Annotated in this window: 21 protein-coding genes; 6 read left to right on the top strand and 15 right to left on the bottom strand. The window is 51.3% G+C overall.

What is annotated here, in order from left to right; all coding sequences use genetic code 11:
* Positions 1–284 precede the first annotated feature (284 nt).
* The gene (locus HWV07_RS06965; RefSeq protein ID WP_178333608.1) at positions 285–1,682 is read left to right on the top strand and encodes an O-antigen ligase family protein; all 1,398 of its coding nucleotides are present in this window, start codon (positions 285–287) and stop codon (positions 1,680–1,682) included.
* A 252-nt stretch (positions 1,683–1,934) separates the two neighbouring features.
* On the opposite strand, the gene HWV07_RS06960 is transcribed toward HWV07_RS06965, so the two are convergent.
* From HWV07_RS06960 to HWV07_RS06950, 3 genes are all read right to left on the bottom strand, one after another.
* Entirely contained in the window at positions 1,935–2,930 is a 996-nt protein-coding gene (locus HWV07_RS06960) for an SDR family NAD(P)-dependent oxidoreductase (RefSeq protein ID WP_178333607.1), read from the bottom strand.
* A gap of 146 nt (positions 2,931–3,076) precedes the next feature.
* Positions 3,077–4,522, bottom strand: a complete 1,446-nt coding sequence (locus HWV07_RS06955) for a sulfatase-like hydrolase/transferase (RefSeq protein ID WP_178333606.1) — start codon at positions 4,520–4,522, stop codon at positions 3,077–3,079.
* 73 nt (positions 4,523–4,595) lie between these two features.
* Positions 4,596–5,555 carry an ATP-grasp fold amidoligase family protein gene (locus HWV07_RS06950; protein WP_178333605.1) on the bottom strand — a complete coding sequence of 320 codons (960 nt, stop codon included), beginning with the start codon at positions 5,553–5,555 and terminating at the stop codon, positions 4,596–4,598.
* A 566-nt stretch (positions 5,556–6,121) separates the two neighbouring features.
* On the opposite strand from HWV07_RS06950, the gene HWV07_RS06945 reads away from it, so the two are divergent.
* The 3 genes from HWV07_RS06945 (at position 6,122) to HWV07_RS06935 (ending at position 9,191) form a co-directional block, all read left to right on the top strand.
* Positions 6,122–6,268: a DUF2080 family transposase-associated protein gene (locus tag HWV07_RS06945; RefSeq protein WP_178333604.1), complete on the top strand. Its 147-nt coding sequence runs from the start codon at positions 6,122–6,124 to the stop codon at positions 6,266–6,268.
* 10 nt (positions 6,269–6,278) lie between these two features.
* Positions 6,279–7,508, top strand: coding sequence for an RNA-guided endonuclease InsQ/TnpB family protein (locus tag HWV07_RS06940; RefSeq protein ID WP_178333603.1), 1,230 nt, complete (start codon positions 6,279–6,281; stop codon positions 7,506–7,508).
* A 171-nt stretch (positions 7,509–7,679) separates the two neighbouring features.
* Positions 7,680–9,191 (top strand): lipopolysaccharide biosynthesis protein, encoded by a 1,512-nt coding sequence (locus HWV07_RS06935; protein ID WP_178333602.1) that lies wholly within the window; start codon positions 7,680–7,682, stop codon positions 9,189–9,191.
* Here the strand turns inward: HWV07_RS06935 and HWV07_RS06930 are convergent.
* From HWV07_RS06930 to HWV07_RS06900, 7 genes are all read right to left on the bottom strand, one after another.
* Positions 9,175–11,175: a glycosyltransferase family 39 protein gene (locus HWV07_RS06930; RefSeq protein WP_178333601.1), complete on the bottom strand. Its 2,001-nt coding sequence runs from the start codon at positions 11,173–11,175 to the stop codon at positions 9,175–9,177. The two genes, HWV07_RS06935 and HWV07_RS06930, sit on opposite strands and share 17 nt — an antisense overlap.
* A complete protein-coding gene (locus HWV07_RS06925; RefSeq protein WP_178333600.1) occupies positions 11,172–12,110 on the bottom strand; it encodes a glycosyltransferase in 939 nt (312 codons plus the stop codon). The genes HWV07_RS06930 and HWV07_RS06925 overlap by 4 nt, the downstream gene beginning before the upstream one ends.
* On the bottom strand, positions 12,107–13,171 hold the full coding sequence (locus HWV07_RS06920; protein ID WP_178333599.1) for a DUF354 domain-containing protein: 1,065 nt from the start codon (positions 13,169–13,171) through the stop codon (positions 12,107–12,109). The genes HWV07_RS06925 and HWV07_RS06920 overlap by 4 nt, the downstream gene beginning before the upstream one ends.
* A 98-nt stretch (positions 13,172–13,269) precedes the next feature.
* On the bottom strand, positions 13,270–14,304 hold the full coding sequence (locus HWV07_RS06915; RefSeq protein ID WP_178333598.1) for a glycosyltransferase family 2 protein: 1,035 nt from the start codon (positions 14,302–14,304) through the stop codon (positions 13,270–13,272).
* A 228-nt stretch (positions 14,305–14,532) separates the two neighbouring features.
* The gene (locus HWV07_RS06910; protein WP_178333597.1) at positions 14,533–14,754 is read right to left on the bottom strand and encodes a hypothetical protein; all 222 of its coding nucleotides are present in this window, start codon (positions 14,752–14,754) and stop codon (positions 14,533–14,535) included.
* A 248-nt stretch (positions 14,755–15,002) separates the two neighbouring features.
* Positions 15,003–15,260 (bottom strand): hypothetical protein, encoded by a 258-nt coding sequence (locus tag HWV07_RS20075; RefSeq protein ID WP_425487795.1) that lies wholly within the window; start codon positions 15,258–15,260, stop codon positions 15,003–15,005.
* A gap of 123 nt (positions 15,261–15,383) precedes the next feature.
* Positions 15,384–16,454 carry an RNA-guided endonuclease InsQ/TnpB family protein gene (locus HWV07_RS06900; protein ID WP_178333596.1) on the bottom strand — a complete coding sequence of 357 codons (1,071 nt, stop codon included), beginning with the start codon at positions 16,452–16,454 and terminating at the stop codon, positions 15,384–15,386.
* 135 nt (positions 16,455–16,589) lie between these two features.
* On the opposite strand from HWV07_RS06900, the gene HWV07_RS06895 reads away from it, so the two are divergent.
* Positions 16,590–17,087, top strand: coding sequence for a hypothetical protein (locus HWV07_RS06895; RefSeq protein WP_178333595.1), 498 nt, complete (start codon positions 16,590–16,592; stop codon positions 17,085–17,087).
* 60 nt (positions 17,088–17,147) lie between these two features.
* Here the strand turns inward: HWV07_RS06895 and HWV07_RS06890 are convergent, their stop codons facing one another.
* Positions 17,148–18,047, bottom strand: coding sequence for an NAD-dependent epimerase/dehydratase family protein (locus tag HWV07_RS06890; RefSeq protein WP_178333594.1), 900 nt, complete (start codon positions 18,045–18,047; stop codon positions 17,148–17,150).
* A gap of 508 nt (positions 18,048–18,555) precedes the next feature.
* Between HWV07_RS06890 and HWV07_RS19900 the strand changes: the two genes are divergently transcribed.
* Entirely contained in the window at positions 18,556–18,681 is a 126-nt protein-coding gene (locus HWV07_RS19900; RefSeq protein ID WP_281362333.1) for a hypothetical protein, read from the top strand.
* Between the two features lie 1,215 nt (positions 18,682–19,896).
* On the opposite strand, the gene HWV07_RS06885 is transcribed toward HWV07_RS19900, so the two are convergent.
* The 4 genes from HWV07_RS06885 to HWV07_RS06870 all read right to left on the bottom strand — a co-directional run bounded on the left by HWV07_RS06885 (position 19,897) and on the right by HWV07_RS06870 (position 25,240).
* The gene (locus HWV07_RS06885) at positions 19,897–21,414 is read right to left on the bottom strand and encodes an oligosaccharide flippase family protein (protein WP_178333593.1); all 1,518 of its coding nucleotides are present in this window, start codon (positions 21,412–21,414) and stop codon (positions 19,897–19,899) included.
* Positions 21,415–21,433: 19 nt separating this feature from the next.
* Positions 21,434–22,279, bottom strand: a complete 846-nt coding sequence (locus tag HWV07_RS06880; protein WP_178333592.1) for a UDP-N-acetylmuramate dehydrogenase — start codon at positions 22,277–22,279, stop codon at positions 21,434–21,436.
* A complete protein-coding gene (locus HWV07_RS06875) occupies positions 22,260–23,462 on the bottom strand; it encodes a polysaccharide pyruvyl transferase family protein (RefSeq protein ID WP_178333591.1) in 1,203 nt (400 codons plus the stop codon). The genes HWV07_RS06880 and HWV07_RS06875 overlap by 20 nt, the downstream gene beginning before the upstream one ends.
* A gap of 278 nt (positions 23,463–23,740) precedes the next feature.
* Positions 23,741–25,240 carry a hypothetical protein gene (locus HWV07_RS06870; RefSeq protein WP_178333590.1) on the bottom strand — a complete coding sequence of 500 codons (1,500 nt, stop codon included), beginning with the start codon at positions 25,238–25,240 and terminating at the stop codon, positions 23,741–23,743.
* Positions 25,241–25,890: the final 650 nt, after the last annotated feature.

Raw genomic sequence — 25,890 nt, 5'->3', positions numbered from 1 at the left:
TCGACTCTCCGAGTTTGCCATCTCGCTTGCCGAAGACGGTCTTGGCGCATGACACGTAGCGAGCGGAAGTACACCCCTTCAGTCCTGGAGACTTCTCGCCTTCAGCAATTGCCTCCAGTTGTTGCGACATTTACATTTACTCCTGGCTCGATCCGACAGTAGGAACCAGATAACTACGGATTGCCCCTCAATTACCAGAGTGAATGGCCCATACTGAAGTCGAATCACCGGCTTGGGGGTACAGACTTCCGGTGGTTTTCGAGCGGCTCGGGGGGCTCGGCCTGATGGCAGTGCTGGGGGTGGCTGTTCTCGGCGCGGCTCCTGGTGGTCCCGAGTGGATCGGCCCTCGTCAGGTCGCATCCGGGATGATGCTCCTGACGAGTGCTCTCGTCGTTGGCCACATCCTCCTGACCGATTGGACCGATTTCGAATCCGACCTCGATCCATACCGTTACAGCGTCCAGGTCCTGTTGCTCTTCGTGCTGTTCCTCATCCTGTCGCAAAGCGCGACAGCAGGATATGGCCTCGTCTTCGACCGCGCGACCTCCTCATTGGTTGTCTTCCTGGTACTGATCGGATTCTGCGTACTGGCGAACGATCCGCGCCGGTACTCGTCCCTGCAGTGGCTGGTGATCGGCTGTATCGCTACCGTCGCTGGGATCTTCTTCTATCACGCTCTCTCCATCTCGATCACGAGTAGCCAGGCCCGCCAGCCCTTCTGGTACGGGACAATCATGGCGGTCGGGATCGTGGCGTTGCCACAGTACCTCTCTCGCGAGCAGTTCCTCTGGGCGGTCAATCGCTTCTCGGCCGGCTTGGTGATACTGGCGCTGCCGATCTACGTCATCGGTGAGTACACGCTATTCGGGATGTCGTTCACGTTCCACGGGGCGTACACGATACCGGTTCTCGACGTCGAGGTCCGGGCGACTCGATCCCTTTTCGTCAATCGGAACGCCTTCGCAGTGGTCGTGTTCGCTGGATTGGTTTGTGCGGTCGCTGAGTTTCATCAGACGGTCGTGCGGGAACGCCCGCGCTGGACGCTATTCGTTCCTGTGCTGTTGTTGGGCGTCAACGCTGCTGGACTGGCGCTGTCGTATGGTCGCGCGCTCTGGGTGATTACACCGATGGCACTCGGCGTCTACGTCGCGTACATGGTGTTCGGTCGTAGCGCGGTACCGATCGCCGTCGTGGGCGGGTTCGTCTATCTGGTGAGTGGGATCGCCGCCGTCCATACCGGGTTTCTCTGGCTGCCCGAAGACATCCCGACCCGTGCAGATCGCTGGTATCCAGCAGTCGCCGCGATTCTGGAGCAACCGTCGCTCCTTGGAGCAGGGTTTGTGGACCCTGGCGCATACATCGCCCCGTATCAAGGGGGCGCAGAATGGAGTCCACATAACTCTTATCTCACGGTCGCGATTCGCGCTGGCCTGCTCGGCGGCGCCGCGTACGCAATGCTGATGGCGTCGAGTCTGTTAGCTGGACTGCGAGAAGGGCGTGAGGCTGAGGGCGGTGCCAGTGTGGCAGCGCTTGCACTCGGGGTCGGCTTCACTGCCCATCAGCAGTTCGAGGCCTATCGCTTGTTCAACTGGAGCAGCAGTAGTGTGCTTGCAGTCCTCGTCTTCGGATTCCTCGTTTTCGGAGGTATGCAGACGATGTTTTCGACGTCACCAAGCGAGTAAGACATGACAGTTAACGAGCGGAAGCCCACCACCTCAGGGGTGAGGGGATGTCAACGCCCATACGACCTCTCTGCCGTGCTCTTCAAACTGGTGTCCTGGCAGTCGGAGGCGAGCGACGAGAAGCGACCCGTTTCAGTTTGAGCAGCAGCCTTCCAGACGTTGACGAGTACAGCCAGATTGTTTGACCCGATAATGCTTGTGCCATTCTGTAACAGTGCGACGGAATCGAGCGGGAGGGAACGGCCAGTTTGCTCAGGAGTTCCGGACGAGCGGGTCGTACCACGCCTCGTTGTCTCGGTACCAGTCGATGAACGTCCGTGTCCCTTCGCGGATGTCGATGGTCGGTTCGTAGCCGAGTAGTTCGTTCGCCTTCGAGATGTCGGCGTGGGTGTGTTCGGCGTCGCCCGTTCGGGCCTCGTCGAACTCGATTTCGAGGCTCGAGTCGATCTCGTCGCGGATGATCTCGGCGAGTGTGAGGATGTCGATATTGTCCGTGCTGCCGATGTTCATGATCTCACCATCGGCGCTGTCGTCTTCTAACAGCTGTTCGTTGACGCGGACGATGTCGTCCTTGTAGGTGAAATCACGCGTCTGCGAGCCGTCACCGTAGATGACTGGCGGTTCGCCGTGGAGGCACCGCGAGACGAAGTTCGTGAACGCCATGTTCGGACGCATCCGCGGGCCGTAGACCGTGAAATAGCGGAGGGCGACGGTCGGCAGGCCGTAGATCTCGTTGTAGACGCGGGCGTACTGCTCTGTGGCGAGCTTGGAGACGCCGTACGGCGAGACCGGTGTCGTCGGATGCTCCTCATCGTACGGCAGGTACTCTGGTTTGCCGTACACCGACGACGAGGAGGCGATGACGGCCCGCTCGATGTCGTGTTTGCGGGCTGCCTCGAGGACGTTGATCGTGCCGTCGACGTTGTAGCTGTTGACTTTGGCGGGCTCCTCGACGCTCTTACGGACGCCGGCCTGGGCGGCCTGGTGGTAGAGGGCGTCGACGTCGGCGACGAGGTCGGCGACTTTCTCAGCGTCCGTAATGGACGCTTTGACTAGTTCGTAGGTGCCGCCGTTCTCCTCGGCGGCCTGCTTGGCGGCGTCGACGTTGTGTTCCTTGATTCCGAGGTCGTAATACGGTTCGAAGTTGTCGAGGACCGTGACGTCGTGACCCCCCGCGGCGAGCCCTTCGGCGATATGCCCGCCGATGAAGCCCGCCCCGCCCGTGATCAGGACACGTTTGGTTGCCATCTGCTAGGTTTCAGTCACGGCGGCGGTATCAGTTTTGGTATCTCTCAGTACGTGCCGGCAGTTTCGAAGGATGACGTAATTCGCGTATCGGGCTCTGGCGACCTTGGAACGGAGACTCAGTTCGACAACCACCATTCGAACCGGGTTTACAAGTACCCGAGATCTTTTAGATTGTCTGCAACACCCTCATCGAAGGAAAGGTTTTGATTCGATTTCTCCCACTGCGATTTATAGGCTTCTAGACTCTCATCGAACCGTTCTCGGAGATCAGCGGGAATCTCACAATCTGATTCGACCAGCTCTTGCCAACACGGTTTTTGTTGGTCCAGTCTGTATTTGTAGCGGCCACCTTCCGAGTCCCACTCATATTTCGACTCATCTACGTACCCACACCGGATCATGCGGTTCCAGAAATCACGATCAACATCTCGTTCACCGTCGTAATCTATCTCGCTCGTTTCGCCTAGCAAGCCTATATTCTCTGCTACCACTGGCGTTTCTGGTATGAGCGCATCGTCCCAGGTTTCCTCTTTGATAGCCGCAATCAGAGACGGTAACTGGATCTGCGAAACGTACTCTGGCACTTCATCCGGCCAAGATTCGGGCGGATTGATGACCTCTAGGGGGACGTGTAGAATCCCTTCGGACAGGCTTGCAGTATGATGATAGTATCCATCCTCGTGCTCATAGCCTAGATTATGCCCGTGGTCCGCAGTGATCAGCACCGTCGTCTCGTTCGCCGTTGCTGAATCCAGGTCATCTACCAGTTCATCTACTACTCTGTCGAGATACTCTATGGACGCCCCATACAAATCCCGATAATTGTTTCTATACTGTTCTGATTCCGAACCTTCAATCAACAACTCCCACTTATCCTTCTCGTTAGAGGACCAGGAATTCGAGGCTGAATGGAGGCTCTGCTCGTATACCAGGGAATTCTGAAGGGGATTGTGTGCATCCATAAAATTCGCGAACACGAAGAACGGCCCATCAGTCCGTTCAGCAAACTCTCTTATCCCATTCGCATTCGCCTTTGCTCCATTGTCGCCGACTCGAGGAAGCGGTAACCGCTCGATTGTATCGCCGAAGGTATACCAGACACCGTTACAGAGACTCTTGAACGGATTCTCGCTTTGTAGCGCCTTTCGAAACCCGTGAACCTGTTTTGCGAACCAGGAGTCGGCATCCGACGTGAGATCGGTTGAAACTTCGGGGAAGGGGGCAGCAGTGTAATGCGTTCCAATAGAGTGATCGGTGAATTCGTCGAAGAGAGAATCAAACCCAAATTCCTCATTGATATATAGATTCGAACTTATGCCAAACGTGGTGTACTCTTGGAGGTTCTCAAAAATCGAAGGATTATGTAACCTCTCTCCAAAATCGAAATCCGCGTCGAAACTCTCCGAGTGGATGTCGTGCTGATGGGGGAGCAATCCAGTGAATATGGATGCGTGGCTGGGCACACTCCAGGAGCTGGCTGCCCTGCAGTTCGAAAACGATGTGCCGGAGGCCTTTGGTATTCTTGACGCATATCTGTCAAAGTAATCTTTGCGAACAGTATCTAACACAATCAGAACGATATTCCTAGTCATGGTACTGAGTAGCCACGTCTGGAGTTAAGAATCCTACTACCGTCGTAGCGTGGCAGATATTCCCCGGGAGAAGTCACCAGAGTGAACCCAGTGTAAAATCCCATTCCTTGGGCCGAAACCAGAGATATCCAGACCCTGGGGCTAATGTTATCTCGCCAAATCTGATCCCATCAGCGGTATCGTAGAGATCGACGCGAGCGAAGTCGAATTCGTCACCGATTCTCTCTGCGACTTCGAGTAATTCATCCAGATTATCTGGCTCATCTACCAGCGGCCCCTTCTCGTATGCGTGGGTAAACTCCATCGGGGACCAGTCGGTGTCGTAGAACCGTTCTGATAAGTCGGAGAATCGGTCGATATTCACTTGGATATACTCGGCATTCCCATCGAAAACAAATACTTTGTAATCGAGCGGGACTTCCCGACCCTCTACTTGCATTCGTTCTTCGACGATGATTTTCGGCTCAATGTTCGTATACCAGTATTCCGCATTTCTGGTTCCGAAATCCTGCGATAACCACTCTTCACACTTGGACCGGATCTCGTCGTAATCTTCCTTTCTCTTCTCATCCACTATATGGACCTGGCCAGAGCCGTGCGTAGCCTTCACGACGAATTCCTGGGGCAGTGATTCGAATGGTATCTCACGAGGATCATCAGTAACAAAATAGAGGCTATTTAGGGTCTCTTCGCAGTCTTTGCCCCTCACAAATCCTCTGACAGCATGTTTGTCAGAGACAGTGGTGTATAGTTCCGAATCGGAGAAGAATTTCCTGTTCGAGATCTTTTCATTGAATGTCTGCGGGTGTTCCAATCGTGGCCAATATCCGACACAGGGTGCTTGAGCGATCTTCTCGTGTGTTACCCGATCGAATACGAAACTAAACAATGGATAGAGCGGTCCTCGAATGACAAGTGTAAGCCATACCTCCTTACAAAGCCCAGAGAGCCCAACCTTGCGTATGGTCGTCCGTATCTTCACCAACCTCTCCAGAATTCGGCTGTGAGATACTCTCGACATCAAACCGGTCATACGGGTTATCTGTGGTTGCAGGCGCTAAAACCTCGCCTTTTAGGGCGGGGATACAGCGTCGTCTTAGGGAACCAAACGGTCGAATCGGCAGGTTTGAGTGCTTCCCGCACGTCTATTCTGTTGTCGCCGCGACGGATTCTCGTCGTGTCTCGACGGTCCACAAACTGGCAGTTGACTCGGTGTTTGCCCTATCAAAACGTAAGCCCGTGGACGCGCGGACCGACAGCAAACAACAAGGTATCTCCGAGTCCCATGCGGGATAGGAGTAACGGGGGCGTGGCACCCCCTCCGGCTTGTCGGGCCGGGAACCCGAAGAGACCAACGAACCGCCCTTTTGGTGGGCGTGGGAAGCCTCGCCGTTTACGGCGGGGAGGATGTCACCAAAACCATGGCGGGGCGGTATTTACCTAACCGCAGGCGCTAAGGCCCCTTCCTCAACGAGCGACCGAAGGGAGCGAGTAGGAAGGGGATACAGCGCTGTCATCGCTTTTCATCAATGCGATACTGCCGTCCCGCAGTGCAATCAATCGGTGGCTTTATGTTTCTACCTCGTATAAACATTGGTTATGGATCGGTACGAGATCGAAGGCCACGAAGTCCACGAATCCGAGGTCAAACCCACCGGCAACGGTGCCCACGTCCTCGTCCCGAAGCGGTGGCGAGGTGCCACCGTCAAGGTCGTCCGCGTCACCGATCCAGCCGACGACGAGTAACCCATCATAAATGCGCTACAACTACAGGTATCGGCTCAAACCGACCGACGAACTCCACGAGCGGTTAGCGTGGACTGTCGATACCTGCCGACAGGTCTACAACCACTTCCTGCACCGACTCAACCGAGTAGACGACACCTCCGCCTACTCAGAACAGTCTATCCTTCCGGACCTCAAAGGCGAGTGGCCAGACCTGCAGGACGTTCACTCGAAGGTCCTTCAAAAAGTCGTACAACGCTTGTACGACAACCTCTCGACGCTCAAAGGCCGGAAGGCCAACGGCTACCGCGTCGGCGAACTCAAGTGGAAATCCCCGCAGGAATACCGTTCGATCACGTACAGTCAGACCGGCTTCGAGCTCAACAACACGAGCGGTCGGCCTGTACTCTCTCTTTCCAAGATCGGCGATATCCCACTGGTCTACCACCGCGAGGTCCCCGACGACGCATCGATCAAGGAAGTTGTCGTGAAGCAGGAGCCGACCGGCGAGTGGTTCGCCATCCTCGGAATCGAAACCGAAAACGACGCGCCCACGAAGCCCGAGAACCCCGAGAAATGCGTCGGGATCGACGTAGGAATCCTGACGTATGCTCACGACAGCGACGGAACCGCCGTCGACGGTCCCGACCTCTCGGACGAACGCGAACGGTTGGAGCGCGCCCAACGCAACCTCTCACGGAAGGACCACGGGTCGAACAACTACCGCAAGCAACAGCGCGTCGTCGCCCGACGCCACGCCGACCTGACGCGAAAACGGCGGGATTTCCTGCACAAGCTCTCGAACTACTACGCGCGGGAATACGATCTCGTAGCGGTCGAAGACCTTGACGTGAAGGGGTTGATGGAACTGCCGTCGAACAGCCGCAATCGCGCCGGAGCGGCCTGGGGGACGTTCCTGCGGCTGCTCGAATACAAGTGTGAGCGAGAAGGGACGCACTTCGTCGCCGTCGATCCACGCGGAACGACCAAAGAGTGTTCCGAGTGCGGCGTTTCGACCGACAAGCCACTGTGGGTGCGCGAACACTCGTGTCCCTCGTGTGGGTTCGAAGCGGACCGCGATCTCAATGCGGCGTACAACATCCTTTCACGCGGTCTCGATCAAGTAGGGGTGGTTCACCCCGATTCAGTGCCTGCGGAGACTGCACTCCCTGTGGGGACCGATTCGGTTCCTGCAAAGCGCGTCGTAGAAACAGGAAGCCCCGTCCTCAGCGAGGCCGTCAGGCCACGCAGGGTGGGGTAGTTCACCACTTTTCCAAGGGGGTATCGAAGATATCTCTCGGAGCGGTAACTGGTCGGAGTCTGGAGTGAATCCCGTATTTTCGGTGGTGGACGAACGGATCGGGCCTCCGGTCGATTATGCGCCACTGCTTAACTACGTAATTGTTTTAGTATCTCTAGTTCACCCACAAATGTGTCTCGGTCACTCGCTTCAGGCTTCCTCTCGATCGCAGGGGCCCGAATCGCGATCCTCCTGGCGGGGGTGATTTTCACGCCCTTGCTCGTTCGGTTTCTAGGGCCTAGTTCCTACGGCCGATATGCTGTAATCCTCTCAGTATTTGCAGTTGCGAACTTCGTCATGGGCTCTGGAACGAATGATGCTATCCGGAAGTTCATCTCCGAGAACGATGACCTCGAATGGCAAACAGCGGTCTTCGGAAAGATCGGGCAAATCGCACTAGCCTTAGCGCTACTGATCTCCTTCTCCTTCCTGGCAGGAGCCGTAACAGGGATCGTCGAACGCGTATTTGGAACCGGATTCGTGGCGTTGTTCTATCTACTCGCTATTTATGCAATTAGCAGGCAGTCATTTGACTTCCTTCTCAGGACCTTGATGGGGTTACAATTAGAGACCTACTCAGAACCCATCAAAGTATTCCAGCGCTTCCTGTTCGTTGCTACTGCCCTCTCAGCCGCCTATCTCGGATATGACGTAGCTGGGGTCATGATCGCCCACATCTTAGCGACCGCAGTTGCCTCTCTACTTGCCCTATTTGCGTTAACAAAATATCTAGATATCGGCGCTATTTTATCGACTAGCTCGGTCCAACTTCCCAGGAATTCTATTTACAGATACACGGTCAGTACGATGTTCTATTTTGGCCTCCTGATGTCACTCTACCACGTCGATATTCTCATCCTCCAACAATACGAACGAGAGCAGATCGTCGGATACTACAAGGGATCACTGATGATCGCTGAAACATTGTGGATCATCCCAGGGTCACTCCAGCTCGCTCTTCTTCAACGGATGTCGAACCACTGGGACGAAGGGAATTTGACCCTGATTCAGCAGAGAGCGACCATAACAACTCGATTTTCCCTGGGGTTCACCGTCTTAGTGGTGATGGGAGTGGCAGCGCTTGCAGACGCCTTCGTGCCACTATACCTTGGCGAAGAGTTTCGCCCATCAATACTCCCGTTACTGCTACTTCTCCCCGGGGTCGTCGGATTTGCAACAGCCCGGCCGTCGCTCGCGATCAATCAAGCTCAACGATCACTCCGCCCGCTTATCCTCGCAACAGGAGCATGCGCCGCTATAAATCTCGGTCTGAATCTCCTTCTGATACCTCGTTATGGCATGGCAGGTGCCGCTATCGCAACGTCCATAGGATACGGCAGTCTCGTCATATTCCAAGCTCTTGCAGCCCGATTGCTCGGCTACTCCCTCTTTGCAGACGTTCGATTCCTTCGGATTATACTAGTCGCTCTTCTTTCTGCAGGACCTATCTTTGGACTGGCTTGGCTCCTTCCCCCATTAGTATCCTTAGCTGTTGTTCCCATCGTTGGGTTTGCGTTGTATAGTGTCGGGACGATTGCACTCGGGGTTTTCTCACCAGACGAAGTAGATCCAATACTAAGCAAGCTGCCCGCCCGCTACGAGACAAAGATGCGCTCAATAATAACACTCATACCAAAAATATGACTAATGGGTGTATCTGAGCGAATGGTCGCGGATCTCCAGCCCGTTCTTGACTACTTTTGTTCTGCCCGTCAATCACCTCTACTCTCCCATTTGAGTAGACCGGTGAACCCCCTGGATATGGAATCGGTCCACGGACGTCCCACAACCGGTTATCATGGTGGATTTGCAACGGGCCTCTATCCGTTCGATCGTAATCTCGATATAAATATTGAGTGTCGGGTGGATTCGTAATATTATGCGTCTGAGCATCCACCTGGTAGCTCTCCGCAGGATGGGTGTAATGACGCTGGAGTTGTTGTCGGGCAAACTTATCCGCAACGACGCCGTTCGTGTTATACTGGGTGACGAACTCGTAGCTGGCCTCTTCTTGCGTGGTGGTACCCAGTCGGTCTGCGCCAGGCCCACCTAGGACCGGGTTGTCGGGCGCACCTGATTTACTCCCACCCATGGAGACGATATAAGGTGCTGCGAGGAGACAAATCAGGAGCATTGCGGTCGTCGCGTTGGACAGTCCAGCAACTTCGCCACTGAGCGTTTTCAGTCCATATGCCGCCAGGATGACTGCGGGGATGTACATGAATATGAACCAGCGGAAAGGTAATCCAACTGAGAACGAGATGAGGGGGCCGCTAAAGATGAAGAAGGAATAAACACCCACCACTCCTGCAAACATCATTCCAATCACCTGTTTATCTCTGGATTCGTACCTAAGTACTGCCAACATCCCGAGGACAGCTAAGAATAGGAGTATGGCGAGCCCCACTAGATGATCTATCGGAAGTGCGTTGGCGCCTGCTACTGCATAGCGTTCCGATTGGGGGAATGTACTAGACCGACCACCAGCGCTCGTTAAGCCATCGACGAGCGCCGCAATGACTTTCTCTAAGAATGACTGGGAACCTTCTCCAGTTCGGGTTACAAACCACGAAACCACCAACACCAGGAACGCGAAGAACCCAGAGAGATAGTATGGGATTTCAATATTTTCGGTCCCTATCGTCTGGAGTAATATGAGTGCGGCGAGCCCGGTACAGGTGATGAAAATCGATGCTTGGTGAGTGATTGTCTGGAGGACGATGAACCCGAGGAGCAATAGGAGGTAGATCAATTCCTGTCCCTTCAAGTACCGGATATAGAAATAAAGTATCAGTGCGAAGAAGACTGCGCCGAGGAGGTTTGGTTGTGGCAACAACGACCAGTAGAGGGCGAAATCAGCTGAGGCGATCAAGAGCGCGGCATACAGGCCATTTTCCTCTTCGAATATAGTTGTGGCAAGTGAATAGACAATAAGGATAATAGTGACAATGCTCCCGAGACTCGCAATTAAAAACACGACGTCACGGGTCGTGGCGCTGGTCACTATCTCTGCCTGAGCTGTTAACGCATAGTAGACAGGCGCGAAGTAGTATTTACCTTCAGCCAAGCTTGTGGCGGATAATGGGGAGATGGTTCCCTGAGCTGCTATCTCGCCCACGACTCGGTTGTGGAAGAGGGCATCAAGCCCGTATTGAGTTGCTGACGCATAGTATCCGAGACCCCGATGGAGGCTGGCTGCCAGAACTATGGCCGAAATAGAAACCCAACGGGGGGCTGAGGAGGTTATGAGAGGAATGGTCAGTAAATACAGGACCATTAGTCCAAGGTGGATCTTCCATGGACGGCCGACAAGAACACCAGACGAATAATACGTATAGACAATCCCGGATACGGTAACGAAGTACACCAGTAGTGGAACGCGAGGATCGATATTTATAGTGGGCCATTCTGGTGTTTCTCTTTGCTTAAATGAAATTACTGCTGAGAAAAACAGCGCCGGTGGTACAAGATAGGTGTACGCGTTTGGAAGAATTACCGCTACGCCTGCACCGGCTAGAGAGGCTATCAGCAATAGGCCGGTTAAGAACTTCCGTGAAAAGATAACGGTTCTGAGTATTGGCAGTATCTTAGTCAATTCAGAAGATAGTCTTGGAATCATGGCCTTCATGAAATAATGGCACTCTCGTAAATAGACAATAGTTGGTTGGACGTATTATCCCAGGTGAGCGTTGCAACCTTTTCCGCACCGTTCGATCGCTCCCCACGTTCCAGTATCTCGAGTGTCCTTCGAGAGAGTTCCTCCTCCGATTGACAAACGAACGAGTTCGAGACACCATCGAGAAGCTCGTTGACATCTCCAACTGGTGTGGACACAACCGGGAGGTTACACGCAAGGGCCTCTTTGACAGTATTTGGTGATCCTTCGCTTTTCGGTCGAGAGGTCATAAGCAAGACATCAGCTGCATTCATGTAGGCTGGTATCTTCTCGTGAGGCTGGTTGTGGACAGCGTGCAAGACGACACCCTCGTCACGATTTTCATCGACTGAGTGAACCACGTCCTCAGCAAGCGGATAATTCTTCTTCTCCCGTTTCGGTGAGTAGGGGAAGAGCACATGTTTACTATCTTTCTCCCACCCAACCTCTTTCTGAGCCTCCTCTTGATCTTGTGGTTTGAACTTCTCTATATCGACCCCGCGTTCGACGATGTGGGCGTCTCTCCCGAGTTCGTTCTTCATCTCCTCGCTTCGCACGATGACCTCGTCACACAGCCGAGCGCATACCTTGGTCACGCCAGAGGCGGGGCCGAATAGGTCTCGCCCCCAGAGTGAGAGGACAACTGGACGATGGGGTTGTGCGAGTGCGAACGGCGCTGTGAGTCCGTAGTGTGCGTGGATCACGTCATACTCCGACGAAACCTGGGAGAGGACCATCGGATAGAACTTCACGTAATCCCACACCGATCGACTGGTAAAGTCCGAATCGTCCGCATAGAAGTCCCCTGGGACGCAAATCGTGTCACACTCGACGCCGGTCGCTTCTACGGCTCGGATCTGTTCCATCAGGAACGGTTTCCGAGCGTTGATCAGATTGAGAACCTTCATTCGAACTCCATCCCCGTCTCCGACTCGATCAGCCTATCGACGATCTGCACTACGTCGTCGAATACTTCGTTCGATCTGGACGTATCTGGTGTCCGTTCTTCCTCTGACGTCGACATGATGAATTCGACGATGGCCTGGGGGTCGCGAGAATGGAAGATCATATCGTTCTCGACCATCTCCTGGTCGACCGATAGCAGCGAACTCGGGAAGAATGAAACCGCGGGCTTCTCCATGCAAGCGGCTTCACGTGCCATGGTGCCTGACCCGGTCAATATCCCACGAGAGTGCCATGCCAGTTGCAGGCCATCTAACGCTTGATTCGGGGTGAAAACTTGCGTTCGGCTGTAGCCGTCGGCGTACTCGATATCTCCTCGACCGCGTGGCAGGTACACGACGTTCATTCCTTCAGCCACGAATCCCTCGAGTAATCGAGGGACGAGCGACGATTCAGCATCTACATACGCCGCATCGAGTGCTTCCGGCCGAATAACGACGAAGTCCTCGAACGGTAACTTGGACGTGAAATCCGGGTCGGGTTCGAAGTTGGCCACGTAGACGTCCTCTTTGTACCCCTGGTAGGTGTGAATCTGGGATGGATCCGCGCCCCATTTTGTCAGTTCCTCGGTTTGAAACGCTGCGGGGACAACGTTGTGAGTCGCTTGGGCCTCGAATCGATTGTAGAGTTCTTCGACCGTGAGGCCATCTACGTGGGCTGTGATATCGTTATCGGTGAAGTGAATCGACGGAATTCCTCGAACCTTCGATGCGAGAATGCACATCGCGTTGCGAGACGACAATGAGATGTCCGCTGCAGGTGCCTGCACGCTCAACTGAGCGGTCCTGAGGGGGATCCCGACTTTCCGCAACAGGGTATTGTTGAAATCCCGGCCGACGATCTCAAAATCGAACCCCTCGGTTTCAGCCAAGTCTACGGTTTCAGTCTTCTTCCGCACTGTCGTCTTTACATCGAGACCCGGCAGCTCATCGAGTAATGCCGAGAAGAAGAACGGGTGGGACGGACTGACGAGATCCAGCCAAGCGGTTGGACGCGTATCACTCATTGTCTATATCCGTCGAACGGTCACACCAGCATCTTTCCACTCATCGGGTCGCGTTCCCAAGACGAAGGCGAGATGTGATTCTTGCTGATCCATCTTCTCTAGTTCAGGTGGCCTCGAATCATATGCTGAACTTGGCTTAGAACGAGCCCACAGAAGAGACAGATCGTCCCGACCAGGATGGTGAACCCACTGATGATGACGCGCCACTGGTGAAATTGGCCTGTGGCCTGGTACAACCACGCGCTGTGCGTCATTACCCCACCTCCAGCGATCAGCATGAGGAGCGCGGGCACCCCGAAGAACAACATCGGGTGCCGATCACGGATAAGTTGTGTAATGAAGGCCGCAACGGTCAAGCCGTGTTGCATCGAGCTATACGTCTGTCCGTCGATGTTGTCGTATCGGACGTCGATGGGAACCTCTTTGATGTCGAGATTGTTCGCTGTGGCCTCCCCGATCATCTCGCTTTCGACGCCCATTCCATCAGTCCGGAGGTTCATTTTAGCTACCGCTCCCGGTGAGAACGCACGGAAGCCACTCTGGGTGTCAGTGAGGTTCTGCCCTGACGACCCCAGGGTCAGATAGTCGAGCACACGCTGGCCGATCCGGCGGTGTAGCGGCGTCTCAGTCGTCTCCTCATCGAGGTACCGACTCCCGATCGTGAAATCGCACTCCTTCTGGAGAATCGGTTCGACGACGTCGGGGATATCTCGAGGCACGTGTTGGCCATCGCCGTCGAGCAGGACCAGTGCGTCGAGGTCACGATTCTGGGCGTGGCTCAACAGCGTCTTGATTGCGCCACCCTTCCCTTTGTTCTCGGGATGCTTGATGACCGTTGCACCAGCCTGAGTGGCGATCTCGACCGTCTGATCGGTGCTCCCGTCGTCGACGACGATCACCTCGTCGGCGTACTGCTGGCTGTTGAGGACGACGCTGCCGATAGCGACCTCCTCGTTGTACGTCGGGATCCCAACGATGATTCGGTCGTCGGTCTGAAACTCCCGACTGGTATCCACAGATGCTGGGTTCGACCGATGCTCTTCGGGTCCGAGTCGTTGCTCCGACTCGGACCCGTCGGTCAGCGACGAGCTGGATTCACGCGTTTGTGATGTTGATTGTTCAGGTGAATCCATTATCTCTCCTCCCCTTGAGAGCGTAGAATCGGGGCTCCGTGATGGACATCTATGACCGGGCCGACGTACCCACCTACGTTTTTCATTCTGTCCTTAATCTCCATCATTCGATGGCCACCGTCTATAATATGAGAACTCTGCCACTCCTTTGGTTATCACCCACCTAATTGTGCAGCGACAATCAGCCATGTTACGACCTGGTTGGTTAGTAATTGGTTATTATCTCAATCAGCGGACGGGGACGAAGACGAACGCCGAGTGTGACCGCGTCCCCCTCGCCGAATACTCGGGGACGTACGAGAACTCACCGTCCAGGTACTCCGTCAGCGCTTCCCCGTCGTCCGGATCGTATTCGCCGAGGACGAACACGTCGATCGCTTCTGGCGCCTCGATGCTGATCTCGTAATGCCGGTTCGTCCGCTCGCCTATCAAGGGCACGAACGCGGGCATCGGCGGGATGATATCGTTGAACCGCTTCAGTGCTTCACGCGACACTCGGACGATACAGGACCGCCCTCTGTCTACGAGATCAACCGTTACCCACAGAATGGCGGCGTTCCCGCGCGGGTTATCGGCCTTCCACCGGAGACTCTGCGGTGTGTTGATGTTGAGTCGATAGCTCAGTTTGTGGCTCCACGAGCGACTACCGTCCCGTGGGAGTGAACCCAGCAGAGGTTCGCGGGGGCATCGCACTCGGTTCACGCATCCGTCTCTGAGTGGTGTGGATAGCGGCCGTGATCCGCCCAGGAGTTGGCTCGGCAGAGACTGTGTCCGACCACGTTGGTGCCGACGTGGATGACGATCGCAAGGTGTCCTGCCCCGCTCAGGCACAGCCACGCGTACAGCGCTCCGGTGAGGACGGTATCCGGGATTTTATGAATCGGGTGGAGGCTCGCCCACAGCAGCGTCCCGAGCACGACTGCGATGAGCGGGCTGGCGTCAAGCCAGACGGCCACGGCCAGGGGAACGCCGCGATAGATGAGTACCTCACCGGCGGAGTCGACAGCGATGAACGCGTGACATCCTCCCCACTGTAAACGTCGGGGCTTACCGTACCGCAGGTTGGGATATTTGCCGGTCTACGACACGACCTGTTCTCTCGTGCGAAACATCCCGCTCTCGCGGTCGAACCGGTGTACCGATGGCTGTGCCACACAGCCGTTACTCCTATCCTCGCCGTGAGGACTCGGAGTTATCTTCTGCCTCATATTCTCCGCCCCGTTACAATCCGCGTTCCCGACCAACTCGCACGACGAGCAGACGTACAGGCCACGTCCGACACGGTTCGACTTCGTGTCGTCACCACACCCCGAACACGTCTTCGAGGTGTTCCACTCGTTCTCTTTCAGCACCTCAACACCGTGGGTCTCTCCTTTGTATTCGAGGTACTGATATAGACGGTCGAACGCCCACGAGTGCAACTTCTTGTTGTCGGTCTTGCCCCAATCAGATTCTCGCACGTCTTCAGGCCAACTCACCGCGAGCGTGCTAACACCGCGTTCGACACACTCGGTGATGACGGTGTCCGTGAGAACGTGGTAGAAGTTGGTTACACGGTCTGCGTGTTTTCGACGTGCCCACATCGACTTCTCAGAGGGGCTGTTCTCGCCTTCCTTGTCGTACTCGGCTTGGGTGAAGTAGTGCTTGTCCTGCTTGAGCGAGTTGCCGGGGTACCGAACGCATTGGTCGGGGAACGCGACCGTGGCGAGGTTCTTGATACCGAGATCGATGCCTGCCACTTCGCCGCCTGCTGAGTCGTTGGTTTCGAGTTCGACTTTGCAGACAAAGTGCAGTTCCCACTCGTCACCGTTCCAAACCGCACGAACGTTCTGCACCTTGTTGACCTCGGTGAGGTCAACGTCCGGGTGGGTTTGGTAATCACAGAGGATGAAGTCCGGCCGCGATTCTTTAAGGTTCGAGCCTTTGCTGAGCCGGACGCGGTTGTTCTCGCGGTCGTGTTTGAGCCCGTCTGCTTTGAACGTCACCGTGGAACGCGGTCGGGTGTCACCGTGTTTGCGGTAGCCGGATGGATTCGCCTCTGGGTCATTCTGTCGCAAATCGAACCACGACTGGAAAGCGTCAGAAAGTTCTTCGATGACTTTCTGACTGGATTGTGCGTTCAAGTCTTTCCAGCATAACTGGTTCTTCATATACGCTTTCAGCGACTCAATCTAATTCGAGCCAAGAGGACCGATTGTGTCCTCCGACGTTACCGAACGAAGGTTTATTTAGAGTACGAGAAACGTGGCCTTATGCGAGCGTGAGGATGGGTGACGGAACCAGGGATGGTCGGCGAGATGCTGATTGAGGGGGTGGGGAACAGTGAAGCGGTATTCGTCATGAATTTCGCTGATGGGGTCCGAATCAAGTCGTTCAGTTCATCAGATGGGTCGAAGCTACTTCCCGGAGACGTCTGTATCGTGAGGGGCGAGGTGATGGAGGTCGTTGCGGACGACAATCCGGTCGAGATCGAGGTCGATATCCGCGCTATCGACTCGTGGGTACGACGCGTTGAACGAGAGGACTCACGGGATTTAGCGACGACTGTTGAACGGTCGTCTTCGCAAGCGCAATTATCGATATCCGACGAATCAGACGCTGTCGAGGCGATGATGGCCCACCTCGAGGATGCGAAGCAGCGACGGCGAGAACGGCGAGACGAAGATACCTGTGCGAACTGCCGGACAATCAGTAGCGACACTGGGCTGAGTATCGAGACGACTATCGCTAACCGGGACCTCCACTATTGTGCGAACTGTAACCGTCTGCTATCGACATCGTAGTACGAGGAATGGAGAAGCGTCCATCAGTGGTGACTTCTCGGGTAGCAATTGAGAGCGTTTCTATAGAAACGTACCTAACTCCTCCTCGATGGATCTTTCTGGACTATAGCCCAGTTGTTTGCGAGCGAGCGAGATATCAGCACAGCTATGCCTGATATCACCTTCACGTGGATCCTTGTGAACGATCTCGGCGCTGCTATCCCCTGTGTTCTTGATCAGCTCGGCAAGATCACGGATGGTGATGGCACTTCCAGTACCGATATTGAATGCTTTTCCCACCGCGTCAGTCTCGGCGGCTAGCCTATTTGCGTCTACTACGTCGTGCACGTGGACGAAATCACGAGTCTGTTGTCCATCTCCGTGTACTGTGATTGGTCCACCGTCTTGAGCTTGTTCAAGGAAGACCTCGATTACACCTGTATAGTCGCCACCCTTCTGACCGGTTCCATAGACGTTGAAATATCGAAGCGCGACTGTTTCGAGTCCGTATAAATCGTTGTAGAGTCGAGCGTAATGGTCAGAGGTCAGCTTATTGAGGCCGTAGGGTGATGCCGGTTCGAGTGGATGGCTCTCCGGAATCGGTGTCACGTCAGGCTGACCATAGACGGCCGCGCTAGAGGCGACCACGACCCGTGAGTCATACTTCCGAGCTGCCTCTAGTATATTGAGTGTCCCAGTAGCATTGATACTGTGACTTTGTTTTGGGTTTTGAATGGATCCAGAGACGCTCACGAGCGCTGCTTGGTGAAAAACCACGTCGGTAGCTTCGACAGCTGCATCAACAGTTTCAGCGTCACGGACGTCAGACTCGATTACTTCTACATCGTCTGGTATAAACTGATTCGGTGTGATTGAATTGTCGAGAATGGTGACGCGATTATCCTCTTTAAAAGCTGTTGCAAGATGACTACCGATGAAACCTGCGCCCCCAGTAATAAGTATCTCCCGCTGTTCGAACATCAATTATCCTCAGAGGTGACAGACTCATATACATTTGGAACCTCTCTTTTTTTTGAACCAGACGGAGTGTTGCATCTGCAGATTTTAGGATACTCAAGGATTTCTGAACCAAAAGAGCGTGCTACTCTTCGTTCTCTAGAAATCAGAAAAGAGCGTTTGGGAGCCTTCCTGGAATCGGAATGATTGAAAATGTTGGTAAGGCCTAGTGATTTTTGCCGTTCAGTCGGGTGTGCGCCCCGATGATAGCCTCTGACAGATTCAATAACTCAACTTCTGTGTCCTCGTCGATAATGGAACGGCGAACCTCACAGCCTGTAATAGCTCCCTTAGGGAGATGATCGAGTTTTCAATAATTGTATCCTCTAGTCGAGCTTCAGCCTGAATCTGGACGCTGTCCCCCAGGACTCGATTGAAGGCTTTGAACGATGACAGTGTTCACAGGCGTTGAAGCAAGATGAACCAGTGACTCCCCGAGTGGTGTCGAACTCGCTAGAAAGTCGAGACGGTGATGACTTTCGCAGAGGCGGTCCGTGACCTATCGCGGACGACCGAGACGACGGTCGGCTACGATAACCCCTGCACGGGCGAGTGTGTCGAGACCGACCGCTTCAACGCCATCGCCGAAAGGGATTGACTCATCGACCATATTATGCTCCAGATTTAGTGGAAATGGTTGCAGAACAGAATGCTAATCACAAAATCTGCGCATACCAGTTTTCACATTCCAATGTAGAAGATGTCGGGTGAAGTCATAGATTGGGAACTAAAAAGTCGAGGCAACTTCAGGAATAGAATGGTTATCAAGTCCCGACGTCACTCGTCGCCCCTCAGCACAGATCAACCCCTCTTGGTGTGCTTCGGGAAAACGAGATATCTGTTCTAACGGTCCCTCAAAGGGATCGAGTGGCGATCGATAATTATCCAGAAGATGGTCGTCTTGTAGAACGCTTCATATGGAACCTGACTTGAAAACCTGCGATTGCAGAACCCGAGTGGGAAGATGGGGTCTTGCTCGCGTATTGTTCCACTGGTCCATCGCTTACCTCGATTCTCCTCGAAGCCGGTCAAAACGAATTCCATCCCAGTAAACAAGTAATCCTACAGTGATCAGGAAGGAGATTCATAGAAGATATTTATCGACTGCTTTGGCTGTTGCCGTATATGCTGAACACGTTCATCTGTGGTGCCATATGTGGGATCTCGCAAACGAGGTCCAATGGCCATTAGCCAAAGATTTTTTACATGAAGTGGGCATTAGCAAGGAAGGGGGTTTAGAGATTCACACCTTAGCACAGTCGCAGGAGTCCTTCTAATCAAGAACTGAACTGGAATTTGCCCACGTGTCGTCGACCTCCACCGTCCGCTGCCCACCAATGGCATTGTAGTCGTGGAAGTAGTCGTATCTACTAATCGATGAAGATGAGATTGGTGTAACGATTATCCAGATTGAAACGGAGTACGTCGGGTCGCCAGTTTCGATAGTCGCGGAGGCCGTACGGATAACAATAGCAAACCCAACCATTACTCCAAGTACGGTAATTAGCCTCCTAAGTACACTTGAGATGGCATCACCGATTTGAGAGGTCTCTACCGGTCCAGCTTTGGGCTGGATCAAGGGGGAGTAAGGAGGTGATTGATGTGAATGTCGGTATCTCTCATGTCGAAGATATCCCCTACGAGTGTTCAGTTTTGTGTCATTGTTATGATATGTCGGGCAGGGTGTGGATACACGTCGTCAACGAGGAGAGTTTCCCAACGGAGTGATTTCCCACCGCGCCCCTGAACAGTCCATATACAATCAGACGAGCAAACTGAATTTTACGTTCTCTCAAGTATTTCCTATGGACCGTCACTTCGGTTCAATTTTCTGAATTAATTTTGTAGAGTAGCGTGCTATTGGATCGGGAAGTTGATCGGTTACTTGAAGAAGCTCAATTGTGTCGATTGCTCCAACTCTAACCGCAATAATTGTATAAATAAAGAACCCAATTATTGGGACGATTAAGAGTGATAATATACTATTTTGGATTGTAGCTGAGAGTCCAAACACAACGATGGCAGTCACTAATGCAGTGAAGAAAATCTTCAGAGAACGAAGATCTGCAAAAGGATTGTATCCTATTATCCTCGCTGCAAAGCCATGGAAGACGAGCATTGAGCCGTATCCAATACTCGTCGCAACAGCCGCTCCATTCATCCCATAGCGAGGAATTAACAAGAGATTCAGTACAAGGTTTATTATCGCCGCAGTACCTGTAGCCAGTATAAGCACTCGGAGTTCACCTTTTCCTTGTCCAACTGCGTAGATGGGTCGAGCAATAGCAAAACCCAGGACGCCTGGTAGCAGGAGTAAGAGTGGGGTGACTGCATCAACAAATTCACTACCAAAGTAGTAGTAGATGAAGTCAGATGCTAGAGCTGCAATCCCGATGATTATTAGCAACGTGAAGAGAAGCGTGTATCGCGTAGCTTGACTCACCATATCCGTGATCTCGTCAAACTCTTCCTTCGACCACATCTCAGAAGAAGAGTGAATGAAAACAATCTGAACCGCTTGAGGGACCATCCAGATGAACTGGGAGATAATAAGAGCAGATTTGTAGAGCCCCGTTTGATGGCTGCCGGATATCGGCTGAAGAAGGAGCAAATCAATATTGTAGAGAGAAATTGTCAGTAAGATAAAGATGGTATTATAGAGGTTGAAACGGAGAAGGTCGGATTTAGGAAAATGGTTGGGGGCTGAGTGAAACACAACTTTCAGATTGATATACTTATGTAATATCCAAGCTGCTGCAAGCGCACAGATAAGGGATGCAATCGCAGTTCCGAGAAGTACACCGGCTACGTTGAATCCTGCGTATGCCAGAGAAATACCGATAGTACCAAAAAGAGCCTGTTTAAGTACCTGGAGTGGTTCAGATTTTCTCTCCAAGTGTAATCCTATCAAGGTGAACCGAGAGATATAGAAGAGCTGGTTTGTCACAACCATTAAAGCTAGGAGAACAAAATATAGCGAAAAATTGTCTCCGAACAATCGTTCCACGGGTCCGATAAGGCCGAATACAACCAGAACGGTCGCGCCGAGGAATGCCAGGGCAACGCCAAGACGACTGTAAAAAGCGAAAACCTGTTCCTCCCAATAACTTTCGGATCGGTCCTCAGCAACGTACTTTCGTATTCCTGCGGACATTCCAGCATGGACAAAGGTTGTAGAAATCGCAAATAACGAGAGAACGAATGCGTAATCACCGTAGTTTTCGCTACCCAAGATACGAACTATAAGGGGGTTAATAAATACTCCCAGGAGAAGTGAACCGAATTTTCCTCCCAGTACGGAGATAAACCCTACAACTTTTCGGCTACTCATTTTTGGAGTAGAGTGGACACTACTCCCAAATCTCCCATTCGACTTCAGGTTCCTTAAATGGTGGAATTAATCGGTTAACCCACTTGGCTCTAGAAATCAGTTGCTTTACATCGTCGAAAGTCGCATCGCCATTATGGCAGATCCTGTTCCCAGAGACGAACCTGGCATCACCGACAGAGAGCCCTCTGGGAGGAATCTTATGAAACGGGAATCTGACACCAGATTTAAATACTGACCCTGCATTTGGCTTCGTCCGCTCTCGTTGACTTACCTTCTCCATCCGCTCCCTCGCTAACTTCTTTCCTTCATGACGGGGTTGGCTTGGTAATTGGAATGTAGCTGAGAGGATAACCCAATTGTCATGTTCGTGAAATATCGAGTACCTATGCTCGAATTCAAGGTCCTCGACAGGCACCTCCCTAACCCCACCCTCCGAATAAAATTCGACTGAGGATAAGTGATCCGAGATTGTTTGGTTATGGCCCTTGCCACGTCCGGCGTTCATGTATATTGCCCCCCCGACTGTTCCGGGGACCGAATAAAGGTACTCATATCCTCCTAAATCGTTGTTGATGCATGCAGAGATAAATTGTGGCACCATTACGGATGAACCGACATTAACACAATTCCCCTCAAATTTAAGTTCAGTACAGGCATTAGTGCTTTTAATGACTAGCTCATCAATCCCTTCGTCACTAACGAGAATATTAGAACCATTACCCAGAATTCGAAACGGCGTGTTCGTCTCTTGACACTCTTGAAGCAATCCCACGAACTCTTCTTTGCTCTCTGGAATTGCAACCTTAGCTGGACCACCAATTTTCAGCCAAGTGTAGTTTGAAAGGTCATCGGTTGTTTGTTTCATGAAGATTTTTCACCTCCTCAAGGAATTCATACCCCTTCTCCTTCAGTTTAGTAATCCGATTAGAAATATGTTCGACGTCAGGCTTCTCCTCTAAATAGTTCTGTTTCTCATAGAACTTCGAAATGTCCCCGTCAACTGCGTGGATATGTCTCTCAAGTAAAGAAAAGTCGTTCAGTAGCGAGAACGTTTTACTTTCAAGAGTTCGATATATTTCACTCTCGTTAATAGTCACGAATGGTGTACCGTGTTTAATACTAAAAATTGTTGAATGGAGACTACTAGTGACCACCATATCAAAGAGACCATACATCCCATAGTATTCAAACGGATCAACCACCCCTTCAAGTTCAACATCCGCAAAACTTGAAGATCTGAGAGCAACAATCTGGTAACCTTTGTCGCGATATATATCACATATTTCTTGTAGTAGTGGGGTATCAGGAGCATGGAACCCAAGAATTTGCTGTTTTGTATCTATACCCAGCTGATGAAGTATGGTGGCAGCATCTTTTTGAGGGATTTCGATCATAAGAGTCGGATCAGGAACCTGGGAGACATCTCCAAATCCTAGCTCCTCAACTAACTGTTTCGTGTGGCGGTCCCGAACACTGATGGCGTCATAGGTCCGGAGATGTCGTCTGAGTGTATTGATTTGATTATCCGATAACTCTGTTAGATTAGTTGTGTTCCCTGACGCGGCGTATGCTACTTTGGTAGCGGAAAGTGATGGATCTAAGAAGTACAAATTTGGGAAGGGTCGTGTCGGTGAAATTCTCTTAACCAGGCTATTTTTTAACTCCATACCAATACTATTTCGCGATCGATTACGTATTTTCCAGATTTCATCACTCCCGGTCACTAAAATGTCGTATTCTTGGTCACGAAGCCATGATACCGCAGCATCGTGATCATTAGTAGTTAAACTTCGCTGGCTATTCGGGATGTTTGATTCAATAAAATTTTCTACAATTCTACGATCTCTATATTTATGGGGTAATCTCAGTGGTCTCTTTGAGAGTATGAGGTTAATTTTTCTTGCTCGCTCCTTTGCTTCGGTCCTATATTCAATTACTTCTGCTTTCGCATCAAAAATGTCTCCGAGAAGATTACATAGGCAGTATGCTTGGAGAATTGCGCCTCGATTTTCATTGTTATGGAAAGTGAGAACCCCAATCTTAACCATTATCGGGGAATAGACCAGGGATAGATATAAAAGATGGGAAAGTAATGTAACTACATAGTCCAGTAACAGCAGTTCAGTTCAATAAATAATTGTTTTGGTAGCTTCATATCCAATGCCGAATATCAAAGATAATCGCCAGATAAATATCGTATTTTCAAATATCTTGACGAACTATAATCACTCCACGTCATACCACTCTTCGCATTGTATCAAGATTGACCTGAGTGGACCTATCAGGCAGTAATTTATTTATCTAAACCATATATATTTAAGATTTTTTATTTAACACATATATTTATTTTCCCATTTGAATATATATTATCTTCGCATTGCTTCATGGTAATGAGATATCTTGGGTTATTTGTACCTATCCACAACGTGTAGTATATGCGTGGAACATTAGACCCAATGGTGCTATTACCTTGAAGTCTATTTAGAGCAAAAATCTTTGCATCCTCATTTTGTTCATTCAACTGGTAGTTTTCTTCCCCTTCACCGTAAGAATCTTGGATATAGCTAGTGTCCCCAATTAAGACACTAGGGAGCGGTGATAGCACACTTAAAACCACTAGACAACAGAGCAAGAGGATACCAGCTGAGCTCACCGCTCTCTTCCAAGATCCTGTATCCTTATACACAGTTTCAACACCCGATGCGTATATTAAGGCGTAAGGTATCGCGAAGAATGTCAATAACCTACCTGGATTCAGAATAATATCGACTCCGAGCATCGGAAGGAGTGCAAGGAAACCGAATACACTCGTACAAACAAATAATTTTGCAGTATCCGGGTCACGTTCACCGAAAAGCCACTTACATCCCAAGGCTACTGATGCTAGGAGAAATCCTGTTCGAACCAACCAGGTTACCAGCACTGTCCCGGCACCAATAGCACGATCAGGATTGTTGCTGGCGACAGCATCCTCCGCAAAAAAGAGTGGTACGATTGAACCTGTGAAAATCGTGGAAATAGTTCGATCGAAACCACCCCCTATATAAGCTAAATATACAAAGAGTATTAATACTAATAAGATAGAATAGAAGAGGGCGTTGGACTTGTCTTTATAAGACGCAGAGACAGCTGCTATCAAAAATATCATGATCGCCATTAGGAACACCGATGTAAAGTGAACCGTAGTGAATGCAGCAATTAGAATTATCCCCAAAATCCTCTGGCGTACATACACCATATTAAAAATATAGTTTAGATTGTGCTGTGGGTTTGAATACGAAAACACCAGGGCGAATATTAGTACAGCAAGTGGGAGTGCCAGATTAAGGGTGCGGTACTCAATTGAGAACCGATACACTCCGTATTGGAGTCCAAATAGTAGTGCTCCAAGAACCCCCACTCTTGGAGAAAGGTACTTTCTAGATATAGTCCAATAAAAAAGTAATACAGTAAGCATAAGTAGAATAACTGGAGAAAATTTTGCGACCATAGCGAGGGACGAGTTAAGTAATTTTATAAGTAAAATGGTAAAAACATAATAGCCTATGAAATTAAATGATGGTGCCGGGTTTTCAGGGAAAATATGTCCATCTGAGTACTGCTGTTCAATTATGGCCTGATGGGTATGTACGTCGCCAAATCCAACTGGCATCACGGAAGGATAGGCTAGTACCCCTCCAAGACTTGCAAACACAGCAATGAGATATAAAGAATCATATATAATAGTTGACCGCATTTGTTTAAATCGGAGTACAGGATAGAATACAAATCCGAGGGTAGGAATCATGATGGAACCGGAAAGAAGCCCTCGAAGCTGGGCCACCATAATAGCACAGGAAAGATAGGATAAAATTAAACCCATTTTTAGAATCCCTTGCGTACTAAATCTCTTTTTACTAATCCCAAACATTGGTTTTCAAAATCCCACTAAACAACAGCCAGGGCGCGTATATCCTGAATTTGTAGGAGGGTTCGGTGTACCTTAGGGTTGTCGATAAGATAGCTGACCTTATCATACCCTCCAGTACGGATGAAGAATCCCCTAATTTCTTACAATTCTACTTCTTATAGACCATACAACGATACACTGTCGAAAGATCCTATCTAAGAATTATGAAGCATCGGTTTCTCGTATGATTGAATCTGCTGTATGGACTCTATAATCACTATGGGTATAATGCCAAACAATATGATAGTAATTAAATATATGATCGAGCCAGTTTAAAATTCTATGTTGATTAGAGAATAAGAAAGTGAAATTCTAATGATAATAACGAATGCGCCGAAAATACGATACCACTATTACCTGCGAGTGGCCTCGTCGCAAAATTGATGCAGTGGTCATCCCGCAATGTATCGTAATAGATCTCTTTGTGGTAGGAGCTCTATGACTTAAGCCATGATAAGAACTATACAGAAGCAGGCCAAAGATTTCCATTCAAGAATACAATTCGTGAGACTCTTATAGCGCAACGA

Source organism: Natronomonas salina, assembly GCF_013391105.1.
GTDB lineage: Archaea > Halobacteriota > Halobacteria > Halobacteriales > Haloarculaceae > Natronomonas > Natronomonas salina.
This window is presented reverse-complemented; position numbering and strand designations above follow the sequence as displayed.